The sequence below is a fragment of the Pseudomonas sp. S60 genome (genome assembly GCF_016647865.1).
Classification (GTDB): Bacteria; Pseudomonadota; Gammaproteobacteria; order Pseudomonadales; family Pseudomonadaceae; genus Aquipseudomonas; species Aquipseudomonas parafulva.
The window spans coordinates 101,600-119,216 of the sequence record NZ_JACVVH010000004.1; the positions used below are offsets into that span (position 1 = coordinate 101,600).

A 17,617-nucleotide genomic window follows, 5' to 3' on the forward strand; every position below is an offset into this window, starting at 1 on the left:
GCTATGGCGCCACCCCACAGAGTGCCGCCCATGAGCCTGCAACAATTCATCGCCTACGACCAGCAGTTGGCCGACCTGCTCGCCCCGCTACCCCAACCCGACACCCGCTTGCCCTGGCTGGAGGCCCGCCAGCGTTATTTTGCCGACCTCGCCGCCTATTGGCTGGACACCGGCGTCACCCCCTCAACACGCCAAGCCAGGCTGGCCGCCGTGCTACGCTCCCAACTGCTGGCGCAGATCAACCTGCGCATTGGTGACCATACCCTGGGTTCGAACCACGCCGAGTTGATGAAAACCTGCATCGAGTTGCCGCTGCCGTGGCAGCGCCAGCACCTGCCCGGCCCCAGGCGGCCACAGGTTTACCGGCCCGTGCTGGATATCAGCACCCCGAACTGGCGTGGCTACCTGCCCGGCACCTTCATCATCGTCGAAGGTGGCCCTGAAGGGCGCATGCCAGACCCGGCAAAACCCAGTGAATATGCGCTGCTGTGCAGCTTGTCCCACGGCATCGAGGCCTTCGATGACCTGGCGGAGTTGCATGTGGAACTGTGCGAGCGGCTGGATGACCCACTGCAGAGCCAGCCGCTGCTGCGTCATATGCCTGATGAGGGCGAGCGCGATCGGGTGCGCAATGCCGAGCGCCTGCGGTACGAGTGGTTCAACGATGACCTGGTGCAGAACCAAACTCAGGTGCTGATTGATGGCCAGCGTGCACGCCTGACCCAGGTATGGGAGGCAGCCGTGCCAGCAGGCCAGGTCGACTGGCCCCAGCTGGCTGAGCGGCTGAAACACGCTGCCGACTTGCTACCCCTGGCCGGCAGCCAGCCCGCCCTGCATACCCGCTACGGCCTGCTGCTGGAACGCAATTCGCCGGCCTGGCTGAAGAACGCCTCGCCGCAAGCCCTCACCCACGTGATGCAGACCATGCAGGAGCTGATCATCGCCATCGACCGCGCCGCCGCACCCGGCATCCTCAGCCACGAGCAGTTTCTGGACCAGAACAGCCTGAGCGCCTGGACCCATGAGCGCCTGCGCGCGGCCCTGCGCCAGCGCCACCAGTTCGACACCGATCCGCTCGAGCTGTATGTCAGCGTAACCATGGCCCGACAGCGCGGCCCCGTACTGCATCCAGGCCTTGCCACAGGCTACATCCCGGCGGCAAGCCGCCCACAGGTCGGCGACACCATCGAGCTGGTGGGCAAAACCTACCGCCTCGACCAGTTGGCAGCACTCAATGTTGCCTGGCTGGACATCGACTACTGGCTCACCGCACGCGTACACCGCAAAGACAACAGCGCCGTCCCGCAGGTTACCCCCGCACAGATCAAGCAACTGGTCCGCGACCTGAACGTGGGTGATACCTACAGCCGGTACCTGCGTGCCCACCTGCTGGACTCACCCGATGCACAGTGGCGTCAACAGCAATACATTGCGATCAGCACGGCGCGCATGCAGGCCGAGGCAGCGAAGGCCCGTTACGCCGGGCATTACCTTGAAGACGTGTTCGAACGGGGCTATGCCTGGAGCAGGGCGATCATCGATCACCCGGACAGCGAACAGCGGCACAGTCATGGCCACCGGTTGAGTGTTCGTCAGTGCCTGATCGACAGCCACACAGTCATGGGCGTCATGTTGATCACACCAAATACCCCTGGCCTGCAGCGGTTCGTGGTGTACACCCCCGACGCACCGGACCGACGGGCCTGGCGCGAGTACCGCAACGCCCGCCACCTGCTGCGCACACTGCGCGCTCAGCCCCTGCTGCGTGACTACCTCAAGGAGCGCCTGCCACTGGCAGACCATGCACAGCTGGAACGGGGCCTGCTGAAAGGCCGCATGGGGCCAAGAACCGCCACGCCAGCCATCACTGGCGATTTTCAGCAGGCCCGCTACCTGGCCGAAGTGCGGGCAGCACTCGCCATGGTGGATGCCAGCACCAATACCAAGCTGGAGCTGATTGGCGAATTCAGCCTTCATGCCCTGTGGGTTCTGCTCGACCTGGTTAGCCTGGTACTGCCAAACCGCGCGCTGACACCACTGTCATTCGGCCGTGCGGTGATCTCTGTTCTGGACATGACCAAGGCCTACAGGCAGGAAGATCGAATGGGGGTGCTGAAGCATCTGGTAGAGGCCTTTACCCATGTCAACGACGGTATCAACAGCATCGGTGGCTCCACCGTAGTGCGCAGGGCGATAAGGGGTATGCCACCTACGCCGCCTGTGCTGTTACCGCCTGCCCTGGCCCTGCGCATAGACACCCAGAAGCTGCATTACCGGGTGGACGGTATTCACAAGGAAGGCATCTACGAACAGAAATCCCCCTATCCTGGGGTTACCCTCTACTTCATCAAGGACTCGGCAGGCCGCACGTATCAGGTCGCCTTCGACGGCTACCGCTGGCGCGTGGTCGACCCTCGCCAGCCCGACGCGTACACCAAGGTGCCGGTGAAGCGCCGCGAGGACGGTGAGTGGGTGGTGGATTCGCCCGTGCTCTGGTACGACGGCCTGCCTGACCTGCGTGCGCTGCTGGATGGCTGTCGCCTGGCCGAAGTGCCACTCGGCACCCCTGCGGGTACCCCGGGCCTGTACCTCAGCACCGGCCAGCTCTACCTGCTGGCAGGTGGGCACGCCTTGCCCGTGCGCAGGCACCTGCTGGTGGATCACTACCACCTGCAATTGGGAAGCGCCTCGGCGGCCGTCGTTCACGCCTGGGTCATCCTGCGCTGGCAGGGCCAGCAGTGGCGCATGCGGGTGCGCCAGTCCGGGCGCAGCAGCGCCTGGCTGGCGCTACCGCAGGGCTACGCGGTCAGCTTGGGCAGCAGTTGATCCAGGCGTTGGTACAGGGCACTGCTGCTGGGCCAGTTGCGCAGCAGCCGCGCACGGTCGCGGGCATAGGCCGGGGCAAAACTCAGCTGGGTCGCATGCTGGGTCATGGCATCCAGGTCGATCAGCGACCATTGGCCGCCCTGCCAGAACAGGTTATGGCCCTTGAAGTCGCCATGGCTGATGCGCTCGGCGATCAGCCGCTGCATCAGCTGTACCAGCGCCTGAACCTGCTCTTCAGGGGCCTGCCCCGTTTCAACGTGCGGTGCGAAGCAGGCGCTGAGGTCTGGCCCGTCGATGTATTCGGTCACCAGGTAGGCCGTGCTGCGCAAGCCCATTACCCGCTGCTCCAGCACCGCCAGGGGGCGCGGCGTGGCGATATCCAGAAAACGCAGGCGGTGCCCTTCGATCCATGAATGCCAGGCACGGCTCGGGCGCCAGAACCGCTTGAACCAGTGCGCGGTGTTCTTGATGTTGTAGCGTTTGAGCACCAATGGGCGGCCATTGACCTCAATGCGCGCCACACTGGCGGCGCCGCCGGTCTTGTAAAGGTGCCCTTGGTCGATCAGTGCATCGGCCTGTTCAAGCACCGGCAGCATGGCCGGGGCCTCACTGCGCACCACTGCGCGCAGGCCAGCCAGGCTGCGCTGCACACTGAACAGGCTGCATTCGCGGCCGGCTTTTTCCAGGTAGTCCTTCTGCCGCCAGGCGCGCACCTTGTCTACCTGCTTCTGCAAGGCTTCCAGGGGCAGCGCATGTTCGGCATTGGCCAGCAGGTAATGCACCAGCAGCTCCTCGATGAAGGGCTCCAGGCGTTTGGGCAACTGGGCAAAGAACACCCCGAGGTTTTCCAGCACCCGAGGCCGCGAGAGCTGCTGACCGGGCGTTTCGGCCTTGATGCCGGCACCGTCGATCAGGTACAGCTTGCCGCCGTGGCGCAGCAGGTTGTCCAGGTGCAAGTCTTCCTGCCACAGGCCCTGCCGGTGCATGTGTGCCACGGCGGTCAGCGCCTCGCCCAACACGGCCTGCTGTTCGTCGGCCAGTGCAGGCAGTTGTTCCACGCCAGCCCAGGCATCAGCCAGGCTCTGTGCGCCATCGAGAAATTCGAACAGCAACCAGCCGCCTTCACCTTCCACCAGGCCGTCAGCCAGCAGCTTCGGTGTCGTCAGGCCTTGCTCGGCCAGCAGTTTCACCCCTTGCAGCTCACGCTGGAACTGGCGTGCGGCGTTGCTGCCTACCAGCAGCTTGGCCAGCACCGGAATGCCCCGCCAGATACCCGCGCCTACGTAACGCTGGCCTGGCAGCACACGCAGCAGGCTCAGCAACTGCAAATCGGCACCACCGGCAGCATCTGCCAGGGTCAGGCTCAGGGGCAGCGACGGGTGGCGACCTGCCGCTTTCAGTTCAGACAGGTGCATCAGCGTGCCTCTTTGTGATGGCGGCGTTGCATCAACCGCTGCAGCCAGGTGTCGACCAGCGTGCTGCCTGCGGGCTGCGCCAGGTAGGCCGCCAGCAACGTGCGCACGTCATGCTCACCCCACACCGGCGCCCGGCGCAGCAATGGCTCCAGGTCGCGCAGGCGGTCACGCATGCCGAACAGCAACGGCCGGGTTTTTTCCAGGTCGATCAGCTGTGCGTCCCAGCCTTCCCGGCGCTGGCGCAGGAAGATGTGCTTGGGGTAAAAGCACCCATGCACCTGGCCGGCGCCGTGCAGCGTACGCGCCAACTGGCCGCACGCTATCAGCATGCCGTCGCGCGCAGCGGCGCCCAGCTGCGCCCACTGCGCCAGTTGGCTGTCGAGGTCGCTCCAGTCGTCCAGCGCACGGGTCATCAGCACCGCCCGGTGTTGGCCAGCCTGTTTGCGTTCGCCGTAGAACACCGCCTGCAGGGCCGGTATGTGCAGCTTCTGGTAACGCACGATGTTGCGAAACTCGCGGGCGAAGGTGGGTTCGCCGAACGGCCGGTGCAGGGTGCGGGTCAGGTAGTCGCTTTGCCGCTTGAGGTAGTAACCCTTGCCCTCAAGCTCCAGGCGGAACACGCTGCTCCAGCCACCACGGCCGGTATTGGGCTCGTCCACCGCATCCAGTTGCAACGCCCACAGCGCCTCGAAATCGTCCAGGCCATGGCGTTTGAGCAGCGCCCTGTCGTCGCTGGCCACGTAGTCGGTCATTCCCTTCCCTCGAAAAAGCCCAGTACCTGGCGGATACGCTTCTTGTCCCGGTCGTTCAGCCGGTTGCGCTCACGGTACTGCAGGTAGAAGCGCAGACGCTGGGTGGCAGACAAGTGATACTTGGCCACTTTGTCCAGGCAGGCCAGGTCCTTGATCAACCGGTGACGCCACATGAAGCCCCGCCAGAAGTCGCCAGTGGGGCAGTCGATGAAGAACACCGTGCCCTGGTCGTCGACCAGCAGGTTGCGCCATTTCAGGTCGTTGTGGGCAAAGCGGTGCTCATGCATGACCCGGGTGTGGCGGGCCAGCTGGCGGCTGATATGGTCGACCCACGCGCGGTCGGCCAGGCGCGCATCATGGCGTTCGGCCAAGGCCGACAAGTCTTCGGTGTTGGGCAGCTCGCGGGTGATCATGGCACCGCGGCCGAAGGCCAGGCCGTTGCGCTCAAGCCCCCAGGCCACCACTTCGGCCGTGGGAATGCCCCACTTGTCGAACTGCTTGAGGTTCTGCCATTCGGCCTTGATACGCGGCCGGCCCAGGTAACGGCGCATGTGCTTGCCGGCACCGGTGTAGCGTTTGACGTAGTAGTTGACCCCGTCACGCTCGATCCGCACCACCTCGCTGAGTGGGTCGCGGGTAAGGCGCTCGCCCTGGATGGCAAACACCGCATCGAGGCTGCCGAAGTCCGCCGCCAGATGTTGATAACCTGGCGCCAGTGTCCAACTCGCCATCAGAGTGCATCCCCATAGCGTTGCTTACGGTCGTAGAGTTTCTGCGCCTTGCGTTCCAGCCAGGCCAGCAGCGCGGCCTCGTCCCGCAGCACCTCGCGCAACGGGCGCTGGAAGTACGCGCGCAAAAAGCGCAGCTTGTCGCGGGCGGTCAGGCCAATGTCCAGGGCCGAGAAATACAGGGCGGCCAGGTCTTTGTCGCGCCAGCGCCGGCTGATTTTCGCCCGTGTCTGCGCACGGTGCAGGTCGATCACCGACAGTTTGAAGCCATCCGCCGTCACCGGTCGGTCTGTGTGCAGCAGGAAATGGCAGATGTAGCAGTCACGGTGGTTCACCCCGGCGCGGTGCATGCCACCGGTCATCTCGGCCACCCGTGCAATCAGCGCATGCTTCAGGCGCGGCTGGGGCGGTTGCTTCACCCAGTCGAGGCTGAAGTCTTCCAGGCTGATGGTGGGCGCCAGTTCTTCGGTGATGATGAACGAGTGCTGCGTGGCCGGGTTACTGCCGCGCTCACCGTAGGCAACGGCGGTCATGGTCGGTACGCCCACTTCGTGCAGGCGCTGGATGGCTTGCCATTCCTGGCCTGCACCGAGCACCGGCAGCTTGGCCGTGAGCAGGTTCTTGGCAATCTCCCCCCAGCCGATGCCGCGGTGAATCTTCACGAAAAAGCCTTCGCCAGCCACCTCGGTACGCAGCGTGCGACGCCCTTCCAGCTCCCGGTACACCTCGCCTTCCAAGGCTTCCACGGCGTCGAAGGCATCACGCCCGGCCCACAGGCTTTTGAAGGGTTCGGCCAGTATCAGCTTCATACGCCCTCCTGCCCCAGGATCACGTCGGCAGCGTCCTGCGGCATGCTGTACAGGTCGGCGGTATCAGCGAAGCGCAGGCCGTTGCGCGACCAGTCGGCGCGGGCTTGCGGGTCTTCGAGCATGCGCTGCAGGTAGCCGTTGAGCTGCTCTTGTTCGAACGGCTCGTCCAGCACCAGGCCACACTCGGCTTCGGCAATGTAATGCGCGTAGCCGCACACCTTTGACACCAGCACCGGCAAGCCTGCCACCAGCGCTTCGAGCAACACCGTGCCGGTGTTCTCGTTGTAGGCCGGGTGGATCAACAGGTCGGCACCCAACAGGAAACGCGGGATGTCGCTGCGCCCTTTCAGGAACTGCACCTGGTCACCCAGGCCCAGGGTTGCGCTCTGCAGCTGGAACACCTTGGGGTCATCCTGGCCGATCACCATCAGCCGGGTGCGCTTGCGCAAGGCCGAAGGCAGCGCAGCCAGCGCCTTCAGGCTACGGTCCACACCCTTGGTCTTGAAGCCGGAGCCAATCTGCACCAGCAGCAGTTCGTCATCTGCCAGGTTGAATTCCTGGCGGAACCCCGCGCGAATCTCGGCGGCGTTGGCCGGGGCCCGGCGGTCCTGGGAAATGCCCGGCGGCAGCAGGTGAAAACGCTCGACCGGGGTGCCGTAATGCTTGATGAACAGCGGCTGCTGCACTTCGGAGATCATCAACACTTCGGTGCTGGCGTGCTTGTCGAACACGGCCCGCTCGTACTCGGCAAAGTGCCGGTAACGGCCCCAGCGGCGGTACAGGCCACCGCGCAGGGTCTGGGCCTTGTCTTCAAAGCAGCCATCGGCAGCGTAGTAAACGTCCAGCCCCGGCATCTTGTTGAAACCGATCAGGCGGTCGACGGGGCGCTCGGCCAGGTCGGCCTGCATCCAGGCGGTGAGCTTTTCGTTGCGGCGGTGGTTGAAGATCGCCTTGACCGGCGCCACCAGCACTTCGAAACCTGCGGGGATGTCGCCCTCCCAGATCAGCGTGTACACCCGGATCTGGTGGCCGCGCCGTTGGCACTCCAGGGCGATGCGCATGAAGTCGCGCTGCAGCCCACCGAAGGGGAAGTATTTGTAAAGCACGAAAGCCAATTGCATCAACGGACATCCTCAGCCAGCAGCAGCGCGCTCAAGCGGCTCGCCACATGCTCGGGATTCAGGCGAGTGAAGCACAGCGGCCACTCGCGGTTCGGATCGTACCGGCGCAGGTCTTCGGCGCTCGGTTTGTAGGTGCATTTTTTTTGCAGGCAGGGCGCGCACGGCCAGTCACTGGCCTGGTGCACCTGGGTCCGCCCATAGGCACCGGTAAGGCCCGGGTTGGTTGGGCCAAACAGCGACAAGGTAGGCACATCGAGTGCTGCGGCCAGGTGGCCCAGGCCGGTATCGACCGCGACGCAGGCCTTGGCGGCAGCGAGCACGCGGGCCACGCCTGCCAGGTTCAACTTGGGCAGCACCTGGCAGTTGTTCAACCCCTGGGCAATACGCTCGGCCCGGGCCTTTTCCGCCGGGTTGCCCCAGGGCAGGCGCACTTCCAGCCGGCGACGGCCCATGCGCTCGGCAAGCTCGCGCCAATAGGCTTCGGGCCAATGCTTGGTGGCCCAGGTGGTGCCATGCAGAAACACCACATAGGGTGCAGCCGGTGGCAGTTGCAGGCGGTCGAGGTCCAGGCCGTATTGGCCGATCCCTTCCGGCAGGTCATAGGCCAGGGCCATGGCGAACAACTGGCGAACACGCTCCACGGCATGCTGGCCGACGGCAACCGACAGGCGCCGGTCGTAGAAGCGGCTGGCCCAGCCTTCACGGGCAGAATAGCGGTCCAGCCCGGCGATGGGCGCCTTGACGTAGCGGGTAAGCCAGGCCGACTTGACCAGGCCTTGGGCATCGATCACCAGATCGTACTTGCGCGCGCGCAGGCGCTGCTTGAACGCCTTCCATTCGCCGCTGCGCAGCGTCTGCCACGGGTTCTTGCGCCAACGGCGTATCGCCACCGGGATCACCTGGTCCACGGCCGGGTGCCAGCTGGGGATTTCGGCAAAGCCTTCTTCCACCACCCAGTCGAAACGGATGCCGGGTATGGCGTGGGCCGCATCGGTAAGTGCCGGCAGGGTGTGGATCACATCACCCAGCGACGAAGTCTTGATGATCAGCACCCGCACTTATTCGACCTCGACCACAGCATCGATCAGCCCCGGGCCACTCAGGCTGTGCAAGGCCGCGATGACGCTGCCTGGCTGCAGCAGGCGCAGGCAGTTGTAGTGGCCAAACCGGCAGGTGCGGTCGAAACACGGGCTGCACTCGATGCCGGTGCGCACCACTTCCACCTGTTCGGCCAGCGGCGGTGTGAAGCCAGGCGATGTCGAACCGTACACTGCCACCAGCGGGCGGTTGAGGGCAGCTGCCACGTGCATCAGGCCAGAATCGTTGGACACCACGGCCTGGGCACAGGACATCAGGTCGATGGCCTCGGCCAGGGAGGTTTCACCGGCCAGGTTGGACGACTCTTCACGCAAGCCAGGGATTAGCCGGTCACGGATCTGCTCACCCACCGGGTGGTCGTTTTTCGAGCCGAACAGCCATACCTGCCAGCCCTGCCGGATCATCGCGTCGGCAACTGAAGCGTAATGCTCGGCAGGCCAGCGTTTGGCCTCGCCAAACTCGGCACCTGGGCACAGTGCGAGCACCGGGCGGTCCAGCTCCAGCCCGAACTTGGCCAGGGCAGCGTCGCGGCTCTGGGCTTCGATCTGCAAGCTGGGGCGCGGGTAGGGTTGCGGCAGCGCTGCCCCCGGCGCGTAGGCCAGGGCCATGAAACGCTCGATCATCAGCGGGTAGCGGGCCTTGTCCAGCTTGCGCACATCATTCAGCAGGCCAAAGCGCATCTCGCCGCGCCAGCCGGTGCGCTTGGGGATACCGGCAAAGAACGGCACCAGCGCCGACTTGAGCGAATTAGGCAACAGGATGGCCTGGTCGTACTGACCGGCCAACGACTTGCCAATGCGCCGGCGGGTGGCCAGCTCCAGCGCACCATGGCCAAGCGGGAAGCTAAGCGCCTGCCGCACCTCAGGCATGCGCTCGAGGATAGGCCGGCTCCACTCGGGGGCGAGCACATCGATCATGCAGTCGGGGTGCTGCTGTTTCAGGCACTGGAACAGGGTCTGCGCCATTACCATGTCGCCGACCCAGCTGGGGCCAATGATCAGTATTCTCATGCTTAGTCCAGAAACACTCGGGGAGGCTGCAGGCTGCGGTAAGCCTGGCCTCCCCTCTTTATATTCAGGCTATGTGGCGGACAGTGTACCACCCACGTGGGCCATTCGCGGGCAAGCCCGCCTACAGGCGATAGGCCCTTCACGTAAGGCCCAGCTCACCCCATATACGCCGTACCTCACGGCGTTCATCGGCAAACTGCGCCGCGTCGATCACCCCGGCCTGCTTCTGCAATGCCTGGCGGTGCGAGGCCGAGCGGAACGCCTTGTACACTTCACGCAACAACGCCGCGTCGCTGGCCGGCATCAGGTTCGCCTGCTCCAGCTCTTCCAGGATGCGGATATTATCGGTCCATCGCAGTATGGCCGCGTGGTCGTGCGACCAGGCCAAAGCGGCGTATTGCACCATAAATTCGATATCGACGATACCGCCCGCATCCTGCTTGATGTCAAAGGGCATGCCGGCATCGAATGCATTGGCCGCCGTGCCGGCAGCGGTTGCCTTGGTGCCCAGGTTGTCACGCATCTTGGCGCGCATTTCACTCACGTCGATGCGCAGCTTTTCCAGGTCCCGAGGCTGGCCCAGTACCTGGGCACGTACGCCCTCGAAGGCTGCGCCCACCTGCGGGCAACCCACCAGCACCCGGGCGCGTACCAGGGCCTGGTGTTCCCAGGTCCAGGCTTCGTTCTGCTGGTAGCGCTGGAACGCCCCCAGCGAGCTGACCAGCAGCCCGGATGCGCCAGAAGGCCGCAGGCGCATGTCCACGTCATACAGCTGCCCCGAGTTGGTCTGGGTGGTCAGCAGGTGAATGATGCGCTGGCCCAGGCGGGTGAAGAACTGCGCGCTGTCGATAGGTTTGGCGCCGTCGGTTTCCGCCTGCGGGTCACCGTCGTGGATGAACACCAGGTCAAGGTCCGAGCCATGACCCAGCTCCAGGCCGCCGACCTTGCCGTAACCAATGATGATGAAGCCCGGGTCGCAGGGGCTGCCGTCGCTGCGCACGGGCTGGCCGTGGCGGGCCACAGTCTGGCGCCAGGCCAGGGCCAGCACCTGGTCGAGGATGGCTTCGGCCAGCCAGGTAAGGTAGTCGCTGACCTTCATCAGCGGTAGGTTGCCGCTGATTTCAGAGGCCGCCACGCGCAGGCTGTGGGCCAGCTTGAAGTGGCGCAAGGCCTCCATCTGCTGCTCCAGGTCGTCCTCGGGGATACGGGTCAGCCTTTCACGCAGCTCGCTGGCCAGCTCCGGCGCCAACGGCGGGCTGAACAGGCGCCCTTCGTTGAGCAGCTCATCGAGCAGCAACGGGTAGCGGGCAATCTGCTCGGCAATCCACGGGCTGGCCGCGCACAGCGTCAACAGCCTCCGCAACGCCCCGGGGTTTTCCGTCAGCAGCACCAGGTAGGCCGAACGCCGCGCCACGGCTTCGACCAGCGGCAACACCCGCTCCAGCACCAGGTCGGGGTTTTCGTGTTCGATGGCCTGGGCCAGCAGGCGCGGGATGAAGGCATCCAGGCGCTCGCGCCCGATACGCTGCATCGAGCGCAACTGCGGGCTGGAGCGCAGTGCCGCCAGGCGGCGCAAGGCTTCAACGGGTTGCCGGAAGCCGGCTTGTTCAAGCTGGCGGCCCGCTGCTTCCTCGTCCTGGGCCTGCTCCCACAGCGGCGACCACTCGCCGCCCACCACCAGCTCGCTTTCACCGTCCTCGTCATCCGGGTCGGCGATCACCTGCCGGAAATGCCAGTCGATACGGCCCCGCCAGTGGCTGAGCTGGGCCCGGAAGCCCTGCCAGTCAGCAAACCCGAGCATGTACGCAACCCGTGCCTGGTCGGTGTCGCTTTCGGGCAGCATCTGCGTCTGGCGGTCGGCAATGGCCTGGATGGCATGCTCGGTATAGCGCAGAAACGCATACCCCTCGCGCAGCTCCGCCACCACAGCGGGCGGCAGGTAGCTCTGCCCCTCCAGCGTTGCCAGCACCTTGAGCAGCGGCCGCTGTTGCAGGCTCAGGTCCCGCCCGCCATGGATCAGCTGGAAGGCCTGGGCAATGAACTCCACCTCGCGGATACCACCAGCACCCAGCTTGATGTTGTCGGCCATGCCCTTGCGCCGCACTTCCTGCTGGATCAACTGCTTCATGGTGCGCAGGGCTTCGATTGCCGAAAAATCCAGGTACCGGCGGTACACGAACGGGCGCAGCATTTCTTGCAACTGCGCACCGGCTGCCTGGTCCCCGGCCACCACCCGCGCCTTGATCATGGCATAGCGTTCCCAGTCGCGGCCCTGGTCCTGGTAGTACTGCTCCAGCGCATTGAAACTGAGCACCAGTGCGCCAGACGAGCCGTAGGGCCGCAGGCGCATGTCGACGCGGAACACGAAGCCGTCGACGGTGACAGGGTCCAGCGCCTTGATCAGGCGCTGCCCCAGGCGGGTGAAGAATTCCTGGTTATCCAGCGAACGCTTCACACCTTCGGTTTCGCCACCCTCCGGGAAGGCGAAAATCAGGTCGATGTCCGACGACAGGTTCAGCTCGCCGGCCCCAAGCTTGCCCATGCCCAGCACCACCATGTGCTGCGGCTGGCCACTGCGGTTACCAATGGGCGTGCCGAACTGCTGGCAGTGGCGCGGGTACAGCCACTGGTACGCTTCATCGATGGCGGCATCGGCCAGGTCGGACAGGTCGCGGCAGGTCTCAGCCAGGTCGGCTTGGCGGGTGATGTCCCGCCAGATGATCCGCAGTTGCTGGCGGTTGCGCTCACGGCGCAGGTTACGCGCCAGTTCTTCTTCTGTTTGCGCCGCCTGGGCTACCTCGGCGACCTGGGCACGCAGCTCCCCGGGCGCATGGCGCCGGTCCAGAGCGCCCGCAGCCAGCAGGCCGAAGAGCATGGAAGGGTCACGCTGGGCCAAACCGAGCACGAAATCGCTGGCGGCGGCCACCTGATCGAATTGCTGGCGGTGCAGCGGGCTCCAGAGGCTCAGGTCCAGGCCGGGGTGGGCAGCCACGGCATCTTGCAGAAACTGTCCATTGCGCGTGGCCAGTGGCTGCAGGGCAGGTGGCAGATCGGAGGGCAAAGGTAGGCGCATGGTCTATCCTTGATCGGCGTGAAAAGGGAGAGGGAAAGCGGCCAAGGAGACACCGGCCCACGGTTGGACTGTCGTACAAAGGTTGGAAATAGCTGAAATGCCTGATTTTGTGGCAACAAAAATCAATGACCACCCGTTCGCGACTCACTACCAACCAACATGAACGTTTTTCCTCACAAGCCGAGATGCGACCGAACGTCGCACAGCTGTAGTTTTACTACTACCCATGGCGTGCAAAGGCATGAAATGAGAAAGCAAATGTAGTAAAACTACACGGCGCCGGACGATACCCCGGTATTCCAAGAATTCACGACGTCTGCCCATAAGGCCAGTCGCAATCTCAGGCAATCGATTCTGGTTGCCTTTCCGCCCTGGAGCAAGCCATGCAAGACCTCGATCCAATCGAAACCCAGGAATGGCTGGATGCCCTGGAGTCGGTCCTCGACAAAGAAGGCGAAGACCGCGCTCATTACCTGATGACCCGTATGGGCGAGCTGGCCACCCGTAGTGGCTCTCAGCTGCCGTATGCGATCACCACGCCATACCGCAACACCATCCCTGTCACCCACGAAGCACGCATGCCTGGCGACCTGTTCATGGAACGCCGCATTCGCTCGATGGTGCGTTGGAACGCCCTGGCCATGGTCATGCGCACCAACCTGAAAGACTCGGACCTGGGCGGACACATCTCCAGCTTCGCCTCCAGCGCCACCCTGTACGACATCGGTTTCAACTACTTCTTCCAGGCCCCGACCGAAGAACACGGCGGCGACCTGGTGTTCTTCCAGGGCCACGCCTCGCCAGGCGTCTACGCCCGCGCCTTCATGGAAGGCCGCATCAGCGAAGAACAGATGAACAACTTCCGTCAGGAAGTGGACGGCAACGGCCTGTCCTCGTACCCACACCCGTGGCTGATGCCTGACTTCTGGCAGTTCCCGACCGTATCGATGGGTCTGGGCCCGATCCAGGCCATCTACCAGGCACGCTTCATGAAGTACCTGGAAGCCCGTGGCTTCATCCCGGCCGGCAAGCAGAAAGTCTGGTGCTTCATGGGCGACGGCGAGTGCGACGAGCCGGAATCCCTGGGTGCCATTTCCCTGGCCGGCCGCGAGAAGCTGGACAACCTGATCTTTGTCATCAACTGCAACCTGCAGCGCCTCGACGGCCCTGTACGCGGTAACGGCAAGATCATCCAGGAACTCGAAGGCGTGTTCCGTGGCGGTGGCTGGAACGTCAACAAAGTGGTCTGGGGCCGTTTCTGGGACCCACTGCTGGCCAAGGACACCAACGGTGCCCTGCAGCGCCGCATGGACGAAGTCATCGACGGCGAGTACCAGAACTACAAGGCCAAAGACGGCGCCTACGTGCGTGAGCACTTCTTCAACACCCCAGAGCTCAAGGCCATGGTCGAAGACCTGTCGGACGACGAGATCTGGAAGCTCAACCGTGGCGGCCACGACCCGTACAAGGTTTACGCGGCGTACCACCAGGCTGTTAACCACAAAGAGCAGCCGACCGTTATCCTGGCCAAGACCATCAAGGGCTACGGCACCGGTGCGGGCGAAGCCAAGAACACCGCGCACAACACCAAGAAGGTCGACGTCGACAGCCTGCGTAAATTCCGCGACCGCTTCGACATCCCGGTCAAGGATGCAGAGCTGGAGAACCTGCCGTTCTTCAAGCCTGAAGAAGGTTCCGCCGAAGCCAAGTACCTGGCCGAGCGCCGCGCAGCCCTGGGCGGTTTCGTGCCGCAGCGCCGCGCCAAGAGCTTCAGCGTGCCTACCCCGCCACTGGAAACGCTGAAAGCGATCCTGGACGGCTCGGGCGACCGCGAAATCTCCACCACCATGGCCTTCGTGCGTATTCTGGCGCAGCTGGTCAAGGACAAGGAAATCGGCCAGCGCATCGTGCCGATCATTCCGGACGAAGCCCGTACCTTCGGTATGGAAGGCATGTTCCGCCAGCTGGGCATCTACTCGTCGGTCGGCCAGCTCTACGAGCCTGTCGACAAAGACCAGGTGATGTTCTACCGCGAAGACAAGAAGGGCCAGATCCTCGAGGAAGGCATCAACGAAGCCGGCGCCATGTCGTCGTTCATCGCTGCCGGTACCTCGTACAGCTGCCACAACCAGCCGATGCTGCCGTTCTACATCTTCTACTCGATGTTCGGCTTCCAGCGCATTGGCGACCTGGCCTGGGCCGCTGGCGACAGCCGCACCCGTGGCTTCCTGATCGGCGGTACTGCCGGCCGTACCACGCTCAACGGTGAAGGCCTGCAGCACGAAGACGGTCACAGCCACATGATGGCCGGTACCATCCCGAACTGCCGCACCTACGATCCCACCTACGGCTATGAGCTGGCGGTGATCATCCAGGACGGCATGAAGAAGATGACCGAAGAGCAACAGGACATCTTCTACTACATCACCGTGATGAACGAATCCTACCAGCAGCCTGCCATCCCGGCCGGTGCCGAGGAAGGCATCATCAAGGGCATGTACCTGCTGGAAGAAGACACCCGTGAAGCCGCACACCATGTGCAGCTGATGGGCTCGGGCACCATCCTGCGCGAAGTGCGCGAGGCAGCGAAGATCCTGCGTGAAGAGTTCAACGTCGGTGCCGACGTGTGGAGCGTCACCAGCTTCAACGAACTGCGCCGTGACGGCCTGGCCGTGGAACGCGCCAACCGCCTCAAGCCTGGCCAGAAGCCACAGCAGACCTACGTCGAGCAGTGCCTGACCGGTCGCAAAGGCCCGGTGATCGCGTCTACCGACTACATGAAGCTGTTCGCCGAACAGATTCGCCAGTGGGTGCCAAGCAAAGAGTTCAAGGTCCTGGGTACCGACGGTTACGGTCGCAGCGACAGCCGCAAGAAGCTGCGTCACTTCTTCGAAGTCGACCGCCACTTCGTGGTGCTGGCTGCCCTGGAAGCCCTGGCTGACCGTGGCGAGATCGAACCCAAGGTTGTGGCTGACGCCATCGTCAAGTTCGGTATCGACCCGGACAAGCGCAACCCCCTGGACTGCTGAGGAGTATTTTTAAGTGAGCGAACTCATTCGCGTACCTGACATCGGCAGCGGTGAAGGTGAAATCATCGAGCTGTTCGTCAAGGTCGGTGACCGTATCGAGGCCGACCAGAGCCTGCTGACCCTGGAGTCCGACAAGGCCTCCATGGAGATCCCGGCGCCGAAGGCTGGTGTGGTCAAGGAACTGAAGGTCAAGCTGGGCGACCGCCTGAAGGAAGGCGACGAACTGCTGGTACTGGAAGCCGAAGGTGCCGCTGCTGCGGCCCCTGAGGCACCGGCGGCCGAGCAGAAGCCTGCAGCAGAAGCAGCGGCGCCAGCGCCTGCCGCAGAAGCTGCCCCGGCCCCCGCTGCTGCACCGGCTGCGGCCAGCGTGCAGGACATCCACGTGCCGGATATCGGTTCGTCGGGCAAGGCCAAGATCATCGAGGTACTGGTGAAGGCTGGCGATACCGTCGAAGCCGACCAGTCGCTGATCACCCTGGAGTCCGACAAAGCCTCCATGGAAATCCCGTCCCCCGCCGCCGGCGTGGTGAAGGAAGTCATCGCCAAGCTGGACGATGAGGTTGGTACCGGCGACCTGATCCTCAAGCTGGAAGTGGCGGGCGCCGCGCCGGCTTCTGCTCCAGCCCCTGCGGCTGCGGCGCCGGCGAAGGCCGAGGCTGAACAGGCCCCGGCGGCAAGTGCTCCTGCGCCTGCCGCCCCTGCCGCTGCACCTGCACCTGCTGCCGCTGCGCCGGCTGCCAGCAGCAACGCCAAGGTTCATGCCGGCCCTGCCGTGCGCCAGCTGGCCCGTGAATTCGGCGTCGAGCTGGGCGCAGTGGCGGCCAGCGGCCCACACGGTCGCATCCTGAAAGAAGACGTGCAGGTTTACGTCAAGGCCATGATGCAGAAGGCCAAGGAAGCACCCGCAGCTGCCGGTGCCACCGGTGGCGCAGGCATCCCGCCGATCCCTGCCGTGGACTTCAGCAAGTTTGGTGAAGTGGAAGAGGTGGCCCTGACCCGCCTGATGCAGGTCGGTGCTGCCAACCTGCACCGCAGCTGGCTGAACGTGCCGCACGTCACCCAGTTCGATTCTGCCGACATCACCGAGCTGGAAGCCTTCCGCGTGGCGCAGAAGGCTGTGGCCGAGAAAGCAGGCGTGAAGCTGACCGTGCTGCCGTTGCTGCTCAAGGCCTGCGCCTTCCTGCTCAAGGAACTGCCAGACTTCAACAGCTCGCTGGCCCCAAGCGGCAAGGCGATCATCCGCAAGAAGTACGTCAACGTCGGTTTCGCCGTGGACACCCCGGATGGCCTGCTGGTACCGGTGATCAAGAACGTCGACCAGAAGAGCCTGCTGCAACTGGCTGCCGAAGCTGCGGCGCTGGCCGAAAAAGCCCGCACCAAGAAGCTGTCGGCTGACGAGATGCAGGGCGCCTGCTTCACCATCTCCAGCCTCGGCCACATTGGCGGCACCGGCTTCACGCCGATCGTCAACGCACCGGAAGTTGCAATCCTGGGGGTTTCGAAAGCCACCATGCAGCCGGTCTGGGATGGCAAGGCCTTCCAGCCCAAGCTGATGCTGCCGCTGTCGCTGTCCTACGATCACCGTGTGATCAATGGCGCTGCCGCCGCGCGCTTCACCAAGCGTCTGGGCGATGTGCTGGGCGACATCCGCACCCTGCTGCTGTAACGCTGCACGCTGCCCCTCCTGGCGAGGGGCAGGACTTTTTTCGAGCTGCCACGCTCGTACCTCAACCCCGTCGTTTGGCGGGGCTTTTTT

The 17,617-nt window shown here is 64.2% G+C and carries 11 protein-coding genes; 3 read left to right on the forward strand and 8 right to left on the reverse strand.

Going from position 1 to position 17,617, the window contains the following annotated elements; translation table 11 throughout:
- The first annotated feature begins 30 nt into the window (after positions 1 to 30).
- Positions 31 to 2,826: a dermonecrotic toxin domain-containing protein gene (locus tag IAE33_RS03240; protein WP_201162143.1), complete on the forward strand. Its 2,796-nt coding sequence runs from the start codon at positions 31 to 33 to the stop codon at positions 2,824 to 2,826.
- On the opposite strand, the gene IAE33_RS03245 is transcribed toward IAE33_RS03240, so the two are convergent.
- The 8 genes from IAE33_RS03245 to glnE all read right to left on the reverse strand — a co-directional run bounded on the left by IAE33_RS03245 (position 2,799) and on the right by glnE (position 12,832).
- On the reverse strand, positions 2,799 to 4,241 hold the full coding sequence (locus IAE33_RS03245; protein WP_201162145.1) for a lipopolysaccharide kinase InaA family protein: 1,443 nt from the start codon (positions 4,239 to 4,241) through the stop codon (positions 2,799 to 2,801). The genes IAE33_RS03240 and IAE33_RS03245 overlap by 28 nt on opposite strands.
- Complete coding sequence (locus tag IAE33_RS03250; protein WP_028635259.1) at positions 4,241 to 4,993, reverse strand: lipopolysaccharide kinase InaA family protein; 753 nt, start codon at positions 4,991 to 4,993, stop codon at positions 4,241 to 4,243. Before IAE33_RS03250 ends, IAE33_RS03245 begins: the two co-directional genes overlap by 1 nt.
- A complete protein-coding gene (locus IAE33_RS03255) occupies positions 4,990 to 5,724 on the reverse strand; it encodes a lipopolysaccharide kinase InaA family protein (protein WP_028635260.1) in 735 nt (244 codons plus the stop codon). The genes IAE33_RS03250 and IAE33_RS03255 overlap by 4 nt, the downstream gene beginning before the upstream one ends.
- On the reverse strand, positions 5,724 to 6,530 hold the full coding sequence (gene rfaP / locus IAE33_RS03260; RefSeq protein WP_201162147.1) for a lipopolysaccharide core heptose(I) kinase RfaP: 807 nt from the start codon (positions 6,528 to 6,530) through the stop codon (positions 5,724 to 5,726). Before rfaP ends, IAE33_RS03255 begins: the two co-directional genes overlap by 1 nt.
- Positions 6,527 to 7,651 carry a glycosyltransferase family 4 protein gene (locus IAE33_RS03265; RefSeq protein WP_201162149.1) on the reverse strand — a complete coding sequence of 375 codons (1,125 nt, stop codon included), beginning with the start codon at positions 7,649 to 7,651 and terminating at the stop codon, positions 6,527 to 6,529. The genes rfaP and IAE33_RS03265 overlap by 4 nt, the downstream gene beginning before the upstream one ends.
- Positions 7,651 to 8,709, reverse strand: a complete 1,059-nt coding sequence (gene waaC / locus IAE33_RS03270) for a lipopolysaccharide heptosyltransferase I (RefSeq protein ID WP_201162151.1) — start codon at positions 8,707 to 8,709, stop codon at positions 7,651 to 7,653. The genes IAE33_RS03265 and waaC overlap by 1 nt, the downstream gene beginning before the upstream one ends.
- Positions 8,710 to 9,759: a lipopolysaccharide heptosyltransferase II gene (waaF, locus tag IAE33_RS03275; RefSeq protein WP_201162153.1), complete on the reverse strand. Its 1,050-nt coding sequence runs from the start codon at positions 9,757 to 9,759 to the stop codon at positions 8,710 to 8,712.
- Between the two features lie 139 nt (positions 9,760 to 9,898).
- A complete protein-coding gene (gene glnE / locus IAE33_RS03280; RefSeq protein ID WP_201162155.1) occupies positions 9,899 to 12,832 on the reverse strand; it encodes a bifunctional [glutamate--ammonia ligase]-adenylyl-L-tyrosine phosphorylase/[glutamate--ammonia-ligase] adenylyltransferase in 2,934 nt (977 codons plus the stop codon).
- 383 nt (positions 12,833 to 13,215) lie between these two features.
- Between glnE and aceE the strand changes: the two genes are divergently transcribed.
- Positions 13,216 to 15,861: a pyruvate dehydrogenase (acetyl-transferring), homodimeric type gene (aceE, locus tag IAE33_RS03285; protein WP_201162157.1), complete on the forward strand. Its 2,646-nt coding sequence runs from the start codon at positions 13,216 to 13,218 to the stop codon at positions 15,859 to 15,861.
- Positions 15,862 to 15,874: 13 nt separating this feature from the next.
- Positions 15,875 to 17,527, forward strand: a complete 1,653-nt coding sequence (gene aceF / locus IAE33_RS03290; protein WP_201162159.1) for a dihydrolipoyllysine-residue acetyltransferase — start codon at positions 15,875 to 15,877, stop codon at positions 17,525 to 17,527.
- The last annotated feature ends 90 nt before the right edge of the window (positions 17,528 to 17,617 follow it).